Source organism: Microbacterium wangchenii (assembly GCF_004564355.1).
GTDB classification, from domain to species: Bacteria; Actinomycetota; Actinomycetes; order Actinomycetales; family Microbacteriaceae; genus Microbacterium; species Microbacterium wangchenii.
On sequence record NZ_CP038266.1, the window covers coordinates 1110525 to 1124047 of the forward strand.

14 protein-coding genes are annotated in these 13523 nt (G+C 71.9%); 8 read left to right on the forward strand and 6 right to left on the reverse strand.

Annotated elements, in window-relative coordinates; genetic code table 11:
• The first annotated feature begins 123 nt into the window (after nt 1-123).
• The 3 genes from secA (at nt 124) to E4K62_RS05150 (ending at nt 4689) form a co-directional block, all read left to right on the forward strand.
• Complete coding sequence (secA, locus tag E4K62_RS05140) at nt 124-2928, forward strand: preprotein translocase subunit SecA (protein ID WP_135064416.1); 2805 nt, start codon at nt 124-126, stop codon at nt 2926-2928.
• A 117-nt stretch (nt 2929-3045) separates the two neighbouring features.
• The gene (locus E4K62_RS05145) at nt 3046-4272 is read left to right on the forward strand and encodes a pyridoxal phosphate-dependent aminotransferase (protein ID WP_135064419.1); all 1227 of its coding nucleotides are present in this window, start codon (nt 3046-3048) and stop codon (nt 4270-4272) included.
• A gap of 69 nt (nt 4273-4341) precedes the next feature.
• Nucleotides 4342-4689 carry a hypothetical protein gene (locus E4K62_RS05150; protein ID WP_135064422.1) on the forward strand — a complete coding sequence of 116 codons (348 nt, stop codon included), beginning with the start codon at nt 4342-4344 and terminating at the stop codon, nt 4687-4689.
• 4 nt (nt 4690-4693) lie between these two features.
• On the opposite strand, the gene E4K62_RS05155 is transcribed toward E4K62_RS05150, so the two are convergent.
• Nucleotides 4694-5134: an Rv3235 family protein gene (locus E4K62_RS05155; RefSeq protein WP_222707527.1), complete on the reverse strand. Its 441-nt coding sequence runs from the start codon at nt 5132-5134 to the stop codon at nt 4694-4696.
• A 146-nt stretch (nt 5135-5280) separates the two neighbouring features.
• On the opposite strand from E4K62_RS05155, the gene E4K62_RS05160 reads away from it, so the two are divergent.
• Nucleotides 5281-5901 carry a hypothetical protein gene (locus E4K62_RS05160; protein ID WP_135064425.1) on the forward strand — a complete coding sequence of 207 codons (621 nt, stop codon included), beginning with the start codon at nt 5281-5283 and terminating at the stop codon, nt 5899-5901.
• 4 nt (nt 5902-5905) lie between these two features.
• On the opposite strand, the gene E4K62_RS05165 is transcribed toward E4K62_RS05160, so the two are convergent.
• Nucleotides 5906-6187, reverse strand: a complete 282-nt coding sequence (locus tag E4K62_RS05165) for a helix-turn-helix domain-containing protein (protein ID WP_135064428.1) — start codon at nt 6185-6187, stop codon at nt 5906-5908.
• A gap of 98 nt (nt 6188-6285) precedes the next feature.
• On the opposite strand from E4K62_RS05165, the gene E4K62_RS05170 reads away from it, so the two are divergent.
• The 3 genes from E4K62_RS05170 to E4K62_RS05180 are packed head-to-tail and all read left to right on the forward strand — an operon-like array spanning nt 6286 to nt 9678.
• Nucleotides 6286-6915 carry an SAF domain-containing protein gene (locus E4K62_RS05170; RefSeq protein WP_135064431.1) on the forward strand — a complete coding sequence of 210 codons (630 nt, stop codon included), beginning with the start codon at nt 6286-6288 and terminating at the stop codon, nt 6913-6915.
• Complete coding sequence (locus E4K62_RS05175) at nt 6912-8150, forward strand: CpaE/TadZ family protein (protein ID WP_240742825.1); 1239 nt, start codon at nt 6912-6914, stop codon at nt 8148-8150. Before E4K62_RS05170 ends, E4K62_RS05175 begins: the two co-directional genes overlap by 4 nt.
• Nucleotides 8151-8184: 34 nt before the next feature.
• Complete coding sequence (locus E4K62_RS05180; protein ID WP_135064434.1) at nt 8185-9678, forward strand: sensor histidine kinase; 1494 nt, start codon at nt 8185-8187, stop codon at nt 9676-9678.
• A 70-nt stretch (nt 9679-9748) separates the two neighbouring features.
• On the opposite strand, the gene E4K62_RS05185 is transcribed toward E4K62_RS05180, so the two are convergent.
• Nucleotides 9749-9997 carry a WhiB family transcriptional regulator gene (locus E4K62_RS05185; protein WP_013583608.1) on the reverse strand — a complete coding sequence of 83 codons (249 nt, stop codon included), beginning with the start codon at nt 9995-9997 and terminating at the stop codon, nt 9749-9751.
• A 225-nt stretch (nt 9998-10222) separates the two neighbouring features.
• Between E4K62_RS05185 and E4K62_RS05190 the strand changes: the two genes are divergently transcribed.
• Nucleotides 10223-10609: a histidine kinase gene (locus tag E4K62_RS05190; protein WP_135064437.1), complete on the forward strand. Its 387-nt coding sequence runs from the start codon at nt 10223-10225 to the stop codon at nt 10607-10609.
• A gap of 8 nt (nt 10610-10617) precedes the next feature.
• Here the strand turns inward: E4K62_RS05190 and bcp are convergent, their stop codons facing one another.
• Genes bcp through aroA form a run of 3 tightly spaced genes read right to left on the reverse strand, consistent with a single transcriptional unit; the run spans nt 10618 to nt 13495 of the window.
• On the reverse strand, nt 10618-11094 hold the full coding sequence (bcp, locus tag E4K62_RS05195) for a thioredoxin-dependent thiol peroxidase (RefSeq protein WP_135064440.1): 477 nt from the start codon (nt 11092-11094) through the stop codon (nt 10618-10620).
• On the reverse strand, nt 11091-12143 hold the full coding sequence (rsgA, locus tag E4K62_RS05200) for a ribosome small subunit-dependent GTPase A (protein ID WP_135064443.1): 1053 nt from the start codon (nt 12141-12143) through the stop codon (nt 11091-11093). The genes bcp and rsgA overlap by 4 nt, the downstream gene beginning before the upstream one ends.
• Nucleotides 12144-12157: 14 nt before the next feature.
• Nucleotides 12158-13495, reverse strand: coding sequence for a 3-phosphoshikimate 1-carboxyvinyltransferase (aroA, locus tag E4K62_RS05205; protein ID WP_135064446.1), 1338 nt, complete (start codon nt 13493-13495; stop codon nt 12158-12160).
• Nucleotides 13496-13523 lie beyond the last annotated feature (28 nt).

Genomic DNA, 13523 nt, shown 5'->3' on the forward strand with positions numbered 1-13523 from the left:
TGCTTTCGGCGGATCCTCGCAGGATCCTCCGTGTCACGAACGGATAACATGGCACGGTATGCCTGCGTGCAGGCGGGCCACGTGCGTCAGCACACGGCCGAACCCGACAGATGGAGATCCTCCGTGGCCAATCCTCTCGAGAAACTGCTCCGTGCCGGCGAGGGGCGCGTCCTCCGGCGGCTTCAGCAGGTCGTGAAGGCCGTCAACGCGCTGGAAGAGGACTACTCCCACCTCACCGACGACGAGCTGCGTGGCGAGACCGCCGAGCTCCGTACGCGCTTCGAGGCGGGGGAGAGCCTGGACCGCCTCATGCCCGAGGCCTTCGCCGCCGTGCGCGAGGCCGCCCAGCGCACGCTCGGCCAGCGCCCGTACGACGTGCAGGTGATGGGCGGCGCGGCGCTGCACCTGGGCAACATCGCCGAGATGAAGACCGGTGAGGGCAAGACGCTGACGGCCACCTTCGCCGTCTACCTCAACGCTATCGCCGGGCAGGGCGTGCACGTCATCACCGTCAACGACTACCTCGCGACCTACCAGTCCGAGCTGATGGGCCGCGTCTACCGTGCCCTCGGGATGACCACGGGCGTCATCGTCTCGGGACAGACCCCCGAGGTGCGCCGCGCGCAGTACGCGTGCGACATCACCTACGGCACCAACAACGAGTTCGGATTCGACTACCTGCGCGACAACATGGCGTGGCGCAAGGAGGACCTCGTCCAGCGCGGCCACTACTACGCCATCGTCGACGAGGTGGACTCCATCCTCATCGACGAGGCCCGCACGCCGCTGATCATCTCGGGCCCCTCGTCCGGCGAGGCCAACCGCTGGTTCGCCGAGTTCGCCAAGATCGCCCGCACGCTCGAGGCGGGCGTGGACTACGAGGTGGACGAGAAGAAGCGCACGATCGGCGTGCTCGAGCCCGGCATCGAGAAGGTCGAGGACTACCTCGGCATCGAGAACCTGTACGAGTCGGCCAACACCCCGCTCATCTCGTTCCTCAACAACTCCATCAAGGCCCTGGCCCTGTTCAAGCGCGACACCGACTACGTCGTCATGAACGACGAGGTCATGATCGTCGACGAGCACACCGGCCGCATCCTCGTCGGTCGCCGCTACAACGAGGGCATCCACCAGGCCATCGAGGCCAAGGAGGGCGTGCCGGTCAAGGCCGAGAACCAGACCCTGGCCACCGTCACGCTCCAGAACTACTTCCGCCTCTACGACAAGCTCGCCGGCATGACCGGCACCGCCGAGACCGAGGCGGCGGAGTTCATGTCGACGTACAAGCTCGGCGTCGTGCCGATCCCCACGAACAAGCCGATGATCCGCAAGGACCAGTCCGACCTCGTCTACAAGAACGAGACGGCGAAGTTCGCCCAGGTCGTGGAAGACATCGTCGAGCGCCACGCCACCGGGCAGCCGGTGCTGGTGGGCACCACGAGCGTGGAGAAGAGCGAGTACCTCTCGCGCCTGCTGGCGAAGAAGGGCATCAAGCACGAGGTGCTCAACGCCAAGAACCACGCGCGCGAGGCGGAGATCGTCGCGCGCGCGGGGCGCCTGGGCGCCGTCACCGTCGCCACCAACATGGCGGGGCGCGGCACCGACATCATGCTCGGCGGCAACCCCGAGTTCCTCGCCGTGCAGGAGCTGAAGGCGCAGGGCCTGGACCCGGTCGAGACTCCCGAGGAGTACGAGGCGGAATGGGATGCGGTGTACCAGCGCGTACGCGAGACCGCGGCCGAGGAGGGCGCGAAGGTCGTCGAAGCCGGCGGCCTGTACGTCCTGGGCACCGAGCGGCACGAGTCCCGCCGCATCGACAACCAGCTGCGCGGTCGCTCGGGCCGTCAGGGCGACCCGGGCGAGAGCCGGTTCTACCTGTCGCTGACCGATGACCTCATGCGCCTGTTCCAGTCCGGGGCCGCCGAGGCGATCCTCGCCCGTGCGAACTTCCCCGACGACGTCGCGATCGAATCCGGCATGGTCTCCCGCGCCATCAAGAGCGCACAGGCCCAGGTGGAGGCGCGCAACGCCGAGATCCGCAAGAACGTCCTGAAGTACGACGACGTGCTCAACCGCCAGCGCGAGGCGATCTACGCCGACCGCCGCCACATCCTGCAGGGCGATGACATCGCCGACCGCGTGCAGCACTTCATCGAGGACGCCATCTCGGCCGTCATCGACGACCACACCGGCAGCGGTCACACCGAGAGCTGGGACTTCGACGCCCTCTGGACGGAGCTCAAGACCCTCTACCCGGTGGGCGTGACGATCGACGAGGTCGTCGCCGACGCCGGCGCGCGCGGCCGCATCACGGCCGAGGGCCTGAAGCGGGAGATCCTCTCCGACGCCCGCATCGCCTACGCCAAGCGCGAGGAAGAGCTCGGCGAGCAGGCGGTGCGCGAACTCGAACGGCGCGTCGTGCTCCAGGTGCTGGACCGCCGCTGGCGCGACCACCTGTACGAGATGGACTACCTCAAGGACGGCATCGGCCTGCGGGCGATGGCCCAGCGCGACCCGCTCATCGAGTACCAGCGCGAGGGCTACCAGATGTTCCAGGCCATGATGGGGCAGATCAAGGAGGAGTCGGTCGGCTACCTGTTCAACCTCGAGGTGGAGGTGCGCCGCGCCGAGGGCGAGCAGGGCGCGCAGGTGGAGGCCAAGGGCCTCTCGGCCGGTCCCGCCGAAACCCCGCGACTGGAGTACTCGGCGGCCAATGACGCCGGTGAGGTGGAGGTGCGCAACGAGCGCGGGCAGGTGCAGCAGGCCGCCACGGGTCGCCTGCGTCAGGCCGCCGCGGCGACCGGCGGTGCTCCCACCCGCACCGCCGAGGCCCCGCGCGGTGCCTTCGGACAGCGCACCGACGGTGCCGGCCCCGCCGCCCCCGCGGCCAACCGCGCCCAGCGTCGCGCCGCCGACAAGAAGAAGTAGGCCCCTTCGGCGGTGCGAGAGGTCGAAAGCGGTCGGGTCGGCTCGGGCGCCACGGGGCGGGGATTGGCCCGCTGAGGGTGCGCATGCCGGCACGCGGGCCGGGGATATCCTGATCCGATGAGCCCGCTTCGCCCCCTCGATCAGTCCTCCAAGCTGAAGGACGTCCTCTACGAGATCCGCGGGCAGGCCCTCGTCGAGGCCGACCGGCTGGAGTCGGAGGGTCACGCGATCCTCAAGCTCAACACCGGCAACCCGGCGTCCTTCGGCTTCGAGGCGCCGTTCCAGATCGTCCGCGACATGATCGAGGCGCTCCCGCACGCCCACGGCTACAGCGACAGCCGCGGCATCATGTCGGCGCGGCGGGCGGTGGTCTCGCGCTACGAGCAGGTCGCCGGCTTCCCCGCGCTGGATCCGGATGACGTGTACCTCGGCAACGGCGTCTCCGAGCTCATCACGATCGTCATGCAGGCGCTGCTGGACGAGGGTGACGAGGTCCTCATCCCCGCGCCGGACTACCCGCTGTGGACGGCGATGACGAGCCTGGGCGGCGGCACCCCGGTGCACTACCTGTGCGACGAGCTCGACGGCTGGCAGCCCGACCTGGACGACATCCGCGCGAAGATCACCCCGCGCACGAAGGCGATCGTCGTGATCAACCCCAACAACCCCACCGGCGCGGTGTACTCGCGTCAGGTCCTGGAAGGCATCGCGCAGATCGCGCGCGAGAATTCGCTGCTCATCCTCTCCGATGAGATCTACGACCGGATCCTCTTCGACGACGCCGCGCACATCCCCATGGCCGTCGTCGCGCCGGATCTGCTGTGCCTGACCTTCAACGGGCTCTCCAAGACCTACCGCGTCGCCGGCTACCGGTCGGGGTGGCTGGCCATCACCGGTCCGAAGACGCACGCGGCCGGGTTCCTCGAGGGCATCCAGCTGCTGGCGTCCACGCGGCTGTGCGCGAACGTCCCCGCTCAGCACGCCGTGCTCGCAGCGCTCACGGGCGTGCAGTCGATCGACGCGCTCATCGCGCCGTCGGGACGTCTGCACGAGCAGCGGGATGCCGCGTGGGAGAGCCTGGAGGCGATCCCGGGGGTCTCCTGCGTGCGCCCGCAGGGCGCGCTGTACGCCTTCCCGCGCCTGGATCCGGAGGTGTACGACATTCCCGACGACGGGAAGTTCGTCTACGACTTCCTCGTCGCCGAGCACGTCCTGCTCGTGCAGGGGACGGGGTTCAACTGGCCGACCCCCGACCACCTGCGCATCGTGACGCTGCCGGAGGCGCGCGTGCTGACCGACGCGATCGAGCGTCTCGGGAACTTCCTGGCGTCCTACCGGCCGTAGGATCGCGGCACCGTCGGCGCCGCGTCAAGGGTGTCCCGCACCTTCCCGCCGGGAGTTAATGTCGCCGGCATGGCGATCGAACTGAACCAACCGGCACTGCGTCACGCCCGCGCGCTCATCCGCGACGGGAAGGTGGTCAAGGACGAACGCGACGACTGGTCGGAGGCGGCCCCCTCGGCAGCCGACGAGAACGCGTTCATCGAGAAGGAAGGCTGGACGGAGTACGCGCACTGGCACCTCGGCATCGACAGGAGCGAGAACCGGGAGACCAAGGGCGCCTACTCGTTCCCGTTCGGTGACTTCCAGAAGGTGCGTCGCTCCGGCGTCATCTCGGGCGAGAGTCGAGCGGGGCAGTACGACCACGACGAGATCCGCGATGCCCTCAAGGGCCTGCTGGAGATGATCGACGCCGACTGACGCGTCACAGCAGGGCGAGTGAGGTCGCCCGCCACCGGCGGTCGATGCCCTGCAGGCGCATCGCGACGGCGCGCGTGCGCGCCGGCGTGACCACCACGACGACGGCCTCCACGACCCCGTCGGCGGGAACGCACACGCGCACCGAACGGATGGCGTGCACCGGACGCGTGGCGGGCACGCCGCGCGCGCTGCGGGCGCGGGTGGCGAGGTTGGCCCTCGTCAGCAGCGCCCGGTACGCGTCTTCGGTCAGCCAGCGGGCGAGCTGCTCGATCTCACGGACGCCGGCCAGCACCTCCAGCACGCCGCGCGTGAGGTTGCGCAGCAGGGCGTCGGGATCGGGGAGGGCGGAGCTGGAGGTGCGCTGCGGGGCGAAGAACTCGTCCACATCGGCGGCGCGGGCCGTCACGGGGTGTGCGGGGAGCGAGCCCGCCGGCATCGGTGCCATATGCGCGCCTATCTCGACAGGGGGATGTCGTGCGAGAGGAGATTTCTCGCGATCAGTAGAGCACACCCCCGGGCGCGGCGACCAGGTCCGTGGACGGATGTGGACAACTCCGGTCGTTTCCGGCACCGGTGCTCTAGCCTCGCGCCATGCGCTGGGATCGCTTCTTCGAGGACATCGAGGACCAGCTCGCCTCCGAGTGGGAGGCGGAGCGCGCTGCGCTGGAGACCGAAGCGGAGCGGCTGCGCCTTGCCCGCATCACGCTGCACGAGCGCCTCGCGGCGCTGGTGGCGACCGGTGACGCCGACCCCGTGGCCGCGGGGCTGGAGCTGCGGGGCGGGGCGACGCTGTCCGCGCCGGTGGCCGGGCTGGGGGCCGATTGGCTCCTGGCCTCCCCGTGGGGCTCGCGCTCGGGCGCCGCGCTCGTGCCGCTCAGCGCGATCGCCGGCGTCACCCTGCCGCACGCCGCGCTGCTGCGCTCCGCCCGGCCGGAGACGGCGGCGAGCGGATCGGCCGTGTCACGACGGGCCACGTTCGGATTCGCGGTGCGCGACCTCGTGCGCCGTCGCTCGGGTGTCACCGTCCACGAGGTGGACGGCAGGTCGGTCACGGGCACGATCGATCGTGCCGGGGCGGACCATCTGGACCTGGCCGTGCATGAGCGCGGGGCGATCCGCCGGGCGGCGGAGGTGACCGGCTACCGCATCGTGCCGTTCGCCGCCGTCGCGTGGATCGGCATCGACGGGCACGCCGAGTCGCTGCGGGTGTGAGCGGTCAATCGCGTGCGGAGGCGCCGCCGCGCCCCCACAGCTCGGGGAAGCTCGCGGCGTTGGACTGACGCCACAGCGCGATGCGGCGGGCCTCCTCGGCCTGATCCTCCAGGTAGGCCTCGACGCTGTCCTCCTCCACGCGCCACCGCGCGGGGCTGCCCACGCGCATGCCGCGGAGCCGCCCCTCGTGGACGAGGGCGACGACCTCGTCGACCGTGATGCTCAGCAGCTCCGCCACCTGAGCGGGAGCGAGCAGGTGCGTGCCGGCGGGGGGACGGTCGGGCATGAGCCCATTATGACCGGCACCCCCGCGGCCCTCGAATCGCCTCGCGGCGCTGTGGATAAACACCGATGCCCCTGCGGTGATCGGAGCACCATATCCGCATGACTGCCTCCGACCGTCCGCGTGCGCGATCGCGGCCCTTCTGGGGCGACGCCCGGTTCCTCCTCGGCGTGCTCCTGGTCGTCGTCTCCGTCGCCGGCGTGTGGCTGGTGGTGGGAGCGGCCCGCCAGACGGTCCCCGTGCTCGCGGCGGCCCGCACGATCGTGCCGGGGGAGAGCCTGGACGCCGACGATCTGCGCACGGTCGACGTCGCCCTGGGCGCGACGGGCGAGGCGTACGTCGCGCCCGGCGAGCTCCCCGAGGCGGCGGTGGCGACCCGCACGATCAGCGCCGGCGAACTCGTGCCTGCGCACGCCGTCGGCGCCGGCGCCGACGCGCGGGTGACGACCGTCGTGGTCGACACCGCGGCGGACGTGCCCGCCACGGTCGCCTCCGGCGTGCGGGTGGAGGTGTGGCACGCGCCGGCGCTCGAGCGCGGCCTCTTCGACACTCCCCGCATCCTCGTCGCCGACGCCACCGTGGCCGACGTCGTGCGCGAGGAGGGCGTGATCGGGCAGGCCGGGGCGACGCTCGAGCTCGTCATCCCGCGCGCCGACGTCGCCGCGACCCTCGCGGCGCTGTCGGGCGGATCCTCGCTCTCGGTCGTTCCGGTGGCCGGAGGGGCCCCGTGACGAGCGTGGCGCTGGCCGTCGACGGCCCGCACGGCGACCGGCTCGCGACCGAGCTGAGCATCGAGGGGGTGCGGGTCGGCGCGGTGGTGCGCGCGGCCGAGGTCTCCCGGCTCCGCCTGGACGGGGGAGAGATCGACGTCCTGGTCCTGCAGGTGGGGGCGTCAAGCCTCACCGCCGAGGTGGTCGCGGCGTGCGACGCGCACGGCGTGCGCATCGCGCCGCTGTGCGACGACGAGCCGGGGCGGCGCCTGGCCGCGCGGTTCGGGCTGACCGTCCCGCTCCGTCTCGCGGTCGAGGGGTGGGTGCTCGCCGACTCGCTGACGGCCCCCGCCGCTCCCCTCGCGCGCGCGGTCCCCGCCGCCTCCGGCCGCGTGGTGTCGGTCTGGGGTCCGCACGGGGCGCCGGGTCGCTCCACCCTCGCGATCGAACTCGCCGCGGAGCTCTCCCGCGGCGGACGAGCGGTCGCGCTCGTGGACGCCGACTCGCACGCGCCGTCGATCGCGCTGTCGCTGGGGCTCGCGGACGAGGGTCCGGGGTTCGCCGCCGCCTGCCGGCAGGCGGAGCGGGGCGGGCTGGACGAGGCGGAGCTGCGTCGCATCAGCGTCCCCCTGCGCACCGCCGGCGGAACCGTCGACGTGCTGACGGGGATCAACCGCCCTGGCCGCTGGCCGGAGCTCTCCGAGGCCCGCGTGGCGGCGGTGCTGTCGGCGTCGCGGTCGTGGGTGGACTGGGTGGTGGTGGATGTCGCGGCCTCGCTGGAGCGCGACGAGGAGGTCGTCAGCGACCTGGACGGGCCTCGTCGCAACGCCGCGACGCTGGCGACCCTGCGCGAGTCGGACCTCGTGGTGGCCGTGTGCGCGGCCGACCCGGTCGGAGTCGCCCGGTTCGTGCGTGCGCACGCCGAGCTCCGCGCCACCGTCGGGTCGACGCCCGTGGCGGTGATGGTGAACCGCCTGCGCGCCGGGACGCTCGGGATCGACGCGCGCGGGCAGGTGCGGCGCACGCTGGAACGGTTCGCGGGGGTCGAGGACATGTGGTTCGTGCCCCTCGACCCTCGCTCGGCCGATGCCGCGATGCTCGCCGCCCGCCCGGTGGCCGATACGGCACCGCGTGCGCCCCTCGCCGCGGCCGTGCGGCGGTTCGTGGGGGAGGCGGTGGCCCCCGCCCCCGCCGCGCAGGAGCGGCGGCGCACCGCGCGACGCACCCTTCGCGCCCGCGTCCCGCGCAGCGCGTGACGGCGGTCCCGGCGCGCCCGCATAGGGTGGAGAGGTGTCCACCCTCAGCGATCTCGTCTACGCCCAGGGCCGCTCCACGGAGGCCGACGTCGACTGGCTGCACCGCCTCGTCAGCGACGGCCAGCTGCTGGCCGACCTCGCCTTCGCCGACATCGTGGTGTGGGTGCCGACCCTGGACGACTCGTTCATCGCCGTCGCTCACGCACGCCCGAGCGGCGCGGCCACCCTCTTCTATCGCGACATCGTCGGCGACCGGGTCCGCCCGCAGTGGCGCACCCAGGTGCGCGAGGCCTTCCACAGCGGGCGCATCGTGGACTCGGCGTCACCGGACTGGTTCGAGGAGACTCCGACGCGGGTGCGAGCCGTGCCGATCGTGCGGGAGCTCGGCCAGGGCGGCGCGCCGGCGGTGACCGTCGGCGTCCTGACCCGCCACACCAACCTGGGGGAGACCCGCACCCCCTCGCGCCAGCAGATCACCTTCAACGACTGCGCGGACGACCTGTTCGGGATGATCTCCACGGCGGAGTTCCCCGACCTGTCCGCCCCCACGGCGCCGCGCCGTGGCGCCCCGCGCGCCTCGGACGGGCTCATCCGCCTGGACGTCGACGGGATCGCGACCTTCGCCAGCCCCAACGCGCTGTCGGCGTTCAACCGGATGGGCTTCGACGACGAGCTCGAGGGCGAATCGCTCGTGGAGGTCACCAGCCGCATCCTGCCCGCCAAGCGTCAGGTGGACGAGTCGCTCCCGCTCGTGGTGACCGGCCGCGCGCCGTGGCGCGCCGACCTGGAGGCCCGCGGCGTGCAGGTGTCGCTGCGGACCATCCCGCTGCGCGAGCGGGGGACGCGGATCGGGGCGATCGTGCTGTGCCGCGACGTGACGGAGATCCGTCACCAGGAGCAGGAGCTCATCACCAAGGACGCGACCATCCGCGAGATCCACCACCGGGTCAAGAACAACCTGCAGACGGTCGCCTCCCTGCTGCGCATCCAGGCCCGCCGCACGCACTCGGACGAGGCCCGCGAGGCGCTCACGCAGGCGATGCGGCGCGTGTCGGCGATCGCGGTCGTGCACGACACCCTCTCGGAGGGCCTCGCCCAGAACGTGGACTTCGACGACGTCTTCGCCCGCGTGCTCAAGCTGGTCGCCGAGGTCGCCGCCGCGCCCAACACGCGGGCCCAGACACGCACCACCGGGCGCTTCGGCACGCTCCCCAGCGAGTACGCCACGCCCCTGGCCCTGGCTCTCACCGAACTGGTGACCAACGCCGTCGAGCACGGCCTCGCCGGGCAGGAGGGCGACGTGGAGATCGCGGCCGTGCGCACCGACGACGTCCTCGAGGTGCGTGTGCGGGACACCGGGGTGGGGCTGCCGGAGGGACAGGTGGGACGGGGACTGGGCACGCAGATCGTCCGCACCCTCATCCAGGGCGAGCTCGGCGGCACGATCGACTGGCACACGCTCGTGGGAAGCGGCACGGAAGTGACCATCGACATCCCGATGCGCTACATCGCCCGCGGGGAGGGCTGAGCCCGTCACGCAACAGCGCCATGCGGACGCGTGAGCGTCCGCATGGCGCGGATGATGCGATGCGGCGGCGTCAGGACGCGCGGCGGGCGCGGGCGGCGCGGCGCTTGAGGGCGCGGCGCTCGTCCTCGGACAGCCCACCCCATACGCCCGAGTCCTGGCCGGACTCGAGGGCGTACTGCAGGCACACCTCGGTGACGGTGCAACGGGCGCACACCGACTTCGCCTTCTCGATCTGGTCGACGGCCGGTCCGGTGTTCCCGACGGGGAAGAACAGCTCGGGGTCGACGGTCAGGCAGGCAGCTTTGTCGCGCCAATCCATGGTGGTGCTCCTTGAGAGGAATCAGGTTGATCAGAGCCCGGCTTCGGGTGTCCGATACTCTGGTGGGGAGATGCGAGCGTCTGGCTCGCCCCACGTCGCTGTGGGAGCACACGGCTTTACATATCGTCCCATAAGCACCCGGACCGATCAAGAGGTGAACGGGAGCTTTCCAGCCGGTTGACAGCCTTTTCGTCCCCCCGTGCACCCGATCCCCAGGAGTTCCGCATGATGGTCCGACTGATCGCCGCCGCGATCCTCGCCTTCGAAGCGCTCGGGCTCGCCGTGCTCGTCGTGTGGCAGGTGGTGGCGATGATGGCCGGTGACACCGCCTCCCTCGCCAGTGCGATCGCCCTGGCCGCGCTGACCCTCGTCGGGGCGGTCGCGGTGGCGGCGTTCTCCGTGGCCACCGCGCGCGGGCAGTCGTGGGGCCGCTCCGGCGGCATCGTCGCGCAGGCCCTCATCCTCGCCGTCGCGCTGGGGGAGCTGACCGGCGAGAACGCGAACCCCGCGACGGCGGCGCTGATCGCGGCGCCGGCGCTGGTGTGCGGCGTGATGCTGATCCTGACCGTGCGATCGGCCGGGCGTCAGGCCCGCGCGGGAGAGCAGACCTGACGGATGGTTCAGGCGGCGGCGTCGATGCCCAGGAGCTTGCGGAGCCGCGCCACGTGGCCGGTGGCCTTGACGTTGACCATCGCGTGCTCGACGGTGCCGTCCTCGTCGATCACGAACGTCGAGCGCAGCACGCCCTGGATGGTCTTGCCGTAATTCTGCTTCTCGCCCCACGCGCCGTACGCGTCGTGCACGGCGTGGTCGGGGTCGCTCAGCAGCGGGAAGGCCAGGCCGTCGCGCTCACGGAACTCCCGCAGCTTCTCCGGCAGGTCGCGGGAGATGCCGAGCACCGTGTACCCGGCGCCCTGCAGGGAGGAGAGGCTGTCGCGGAAGTCGCACGCCTGCGTCGTGCACCCGGGCGTCATGGCTGCCGGGTAGAAGTACACGATGACGCGGCGGCCCCGGAAGTCATGCAACGAGACGAGGTGGTCGTCCTGGTCGGAAAGCGTGAAATCGGGCGCTGCGGTTCCGGGTTCGAGGGTGCTCACCCCTCCACCTTACGGTCGGAGAAGGTGGTCAGCAGCCGCTGCAGCGAATCCAGCCGCGCGGCGCCGCCCGGCCCGAGGCGCCCCTCGGCGACCGCCTCGACGATCGCGCAGTCCGGGGCATCCGGTAGGTGCGTGCATCCCCGTGGGCACTCCTCCGCGATGAGGGCGAGGTCGGTGAAGGCACCCAGGATGTTGGCGGGGTCCACGTGCCCCAGGCCGAAGGATCGCACTCCGGGGGTGTCGATGACCCATCCGCTGCCGCCGGCGCCGCGATAGCGCAGCGACACGGTCGAGGAGGAGGTGTGGCGCCCGCGACCGGTGACCACGTTGACGTGACCGATCGCCCGCTCGGATCCGGTGAGGGCGTTCACGAGGGTCGACTTGCCGACGCCGGAGTGACCCACGAACACCGTCGAGTGCCCGATGAGGGCCTCGCCGATGCGCTCGAGGGGGACATCGTCGGGCGCGCTGGTGAACACCTCCAGGTCCAGGCCCTCGAAGTGCGCGAGGAACGCCGATGGGTCGGCCAGATCCGTCTTGGTGACCACGAGCAGCGGGCGGATGCCGGCATCCAGCGCCGCGACGAGATACCGGTCGACCAGCCGTGCGCGCGGCTCGGGATCGGCCGCGGCGACGACGATGAGCATCTGGTCGGCGTTGGCGACGATGATCCGCTCCACCTGGTCGGTGTCATCGGCGCTGCGGCGCAGGAGCGACGTGCGCTCCTCGATGCCGACGATGCGGGCCAGCGTGCCCTCGGCGCCGGAGATGTCGCCGACGACCCGTGCGCGGTCGCCCGTGACGATGGCCTGCTTGCGCAGCTCGCGGGCGCGGGTCGCGGTGATCCGGCGCTCCTGGGGGCCGTCCTCGTCCACGAGCACCGCATAGCGGCCGCGGTCCACTCCCAGGACACGCGCGATGACGGCGTCGGCGTGCGCGGGCCGGCGCTTGGTGCGCGGGCGGTTCGCCTTCGGATTGGGCCGGACGCGGATGTCGGTCTCGTCGGGGCCGTCGTCCTGGTCGTCCTCGAAATCCTCGAGCCAGCTCATCGTCCTCGTCCGCGTCAGCGGCCGGCGCCTTCCCGCATCCCCTGCCACAGCGACGGGAACTGCGGCAGCGTCTTGGCCGTCGTGCCGATGTCGTCCACCCGGACCCGCGGGACCCGCAGCCCGATGAGGGCGCCCGTGGTGGCCAGGCGGTGGTCGTGATACGTGCGCCACGTCCCGCCGTGCAGCGGCCGGGGCACGATCCGGATGCCGTCCTCCAGCTCGTGCGCCTCTCCGCCGAGGGCCTGCAGGTTCGACACCAGTGCCGCGATGCGGTCGCTCTCGTGACCGCGGATGTGGCCGATGCCGTACAGCGTCGTGGGCGACTCGGCGAAGGCGGCGAGTCCGAACAGCGTGGGGGCCAGCTCTCCCGCCGCCGACAGGTCCAGGTCGATGCCCTCGATCGACTCGCCTGCGGTGACGGTGAGGTTGGTCGAGCGGCGGACGACCTTCGCGCCCATCTCGGCGAGGATCTCCACCAGGAGGGCGCCGGGCTGGGTGGAGTGCAGCGGCCACCCCGGCACCGTCACCTGGCCGCCGGCGACCATCGCGGCGGCCAGGAAGGGCGCCGCGTTGGAGAGGTCGGGCTCGATCGCGATGTCCTTGCCGCGCACCGGACCCGGCGGCACGATCCACTCGCCGGGCGCGGGGCGCTCGACGTGGATGCCGCGGTGGGCCAGCGACTCGATCGTCATGTCGATGTGCGGGATGCTGGGCAGGCGCGCCCCGGTGTGGCGCAGATGCAGGCCCACGTCGAAGCGGGGCGCGGCCAGGAGCAGACCGGAGACGAACTGGCTGGAGGCGCTCGCGTCGATCTCGACCTCGCCCCCGCGCACGTGGCCGTGCCCGCGCACCGTGAAGGGGAGGGCCCAGTGGCCGCCGTCGTCGATGTCCAGGCCCACGTCGCGCAGTGCCGCGATGAGGGATCCCATCGGCCGGTGCAGGGCGCTCTCGTGCGCGGTGATCGTCACCTCGCCCGAGGCGAAGCCCGCCAGCCCCGCGACGAAGCGCATGACGGTGCCGGCCTGGCCGCAGTCGATCTCGACGTTGCCCCGGAAGGGGGCCACGGGCGTGATGCGCAGGTCGGCGCTCGCGCCGTTGTCGTCCACGCTCTCCACGCTCACCCCGAGCGTCGTGAGGGCCCGCACCATCCGGGCGGAGTCGTCCGAATGCAGCGGGGCGTGCAGGACGCTGGGTCCATCGGCGATCGCGGCGAGGATCAGCTCCCGGTTGGTGAGCGATTTCGACCCGGGTACGACCACCGTCGCACGCAGAGGCCCGTCGGCGACGGGCGCGAGCCACTCACCGCGGGGCGCGGTGTCGGAGGTCGCGGGGGAATAGCCGTCGAGGGTCATCGGTTCCACCCTAGTGAAGGAGGAGCAG

Bases quoted from the DNA above. Each gene is read 5' to 3' on its own strand.
- rsgA (WP_135064443.1), bottom strand. From the start codon at position 12,143: ATGAGCTGGCTCGAGGATTTCGAGGACGACCAGGACGACGGCCCCGAC.
- E4K62_RS05185 (WP_013583608.1), bottom strand. From the start codon at position 9,997: ATGGATTGGCGCGACAAAGCTGCCTGCCTGACCGTCGACCCCGAGCTG.
- E4K62_RS05170 (WP_135064431.1), top strand. From the start codon at position 6,286: ATGACTGCCTCCGACCGTCCGCGTGCGCGATCGCGGCCCTTCTGGGGC.
- E4K62_RS05145 (WP_135064419.1), top strand. From the start codon at position 3,046: ATGAGCCCGCTTCGCCCCCTCGATCAGTCCTCCAAGCTGAAGGACGTC.
- E4K62_RS05190 (WP_135064437.1), top strand. From the start codon at position 10,223: ATGATGGTCCGACTGATCGCCGCCGCGATCCTCGCCTTCGAAGCGCTC.
- aroA (WP_135064446.1), bottom strand. From the start codon at position 13,495: ATGACCCTCGACGGCTATTCCCCCGCGACCTCCGACACCGCGCCCCGC.
- E4K62_RS05160 (WP_135064425.1), top strand. From the start codon at position 5,281: ATGCGCTGGGATCGCTTCTTCGAGGACATCGAGGACCAGCTCGCCTCC.
- E4K62_RS05155 (WP_222707527.1), bottom strand. From the start codon at position 5,134: ATGGCACCGATGCCGGCGGGCTCGCTCCCCGCACACCCCGTGACGGCC.
- E4K62_RS05150 (WP_135064422.1), top strand. From the start codon at position 4,342: ATGGCGATCGAACTGAACCAACCGGCACTGCGTCACGCCCGCGCGCTC.
- E4K62_RS05165 (WP_135064428.1), bottom strand. From the start codon at position 6,187: ATGCCCGACCGTCCCCCCGCCGGCACGCACCTGCTCGCTCCCGCTCAG.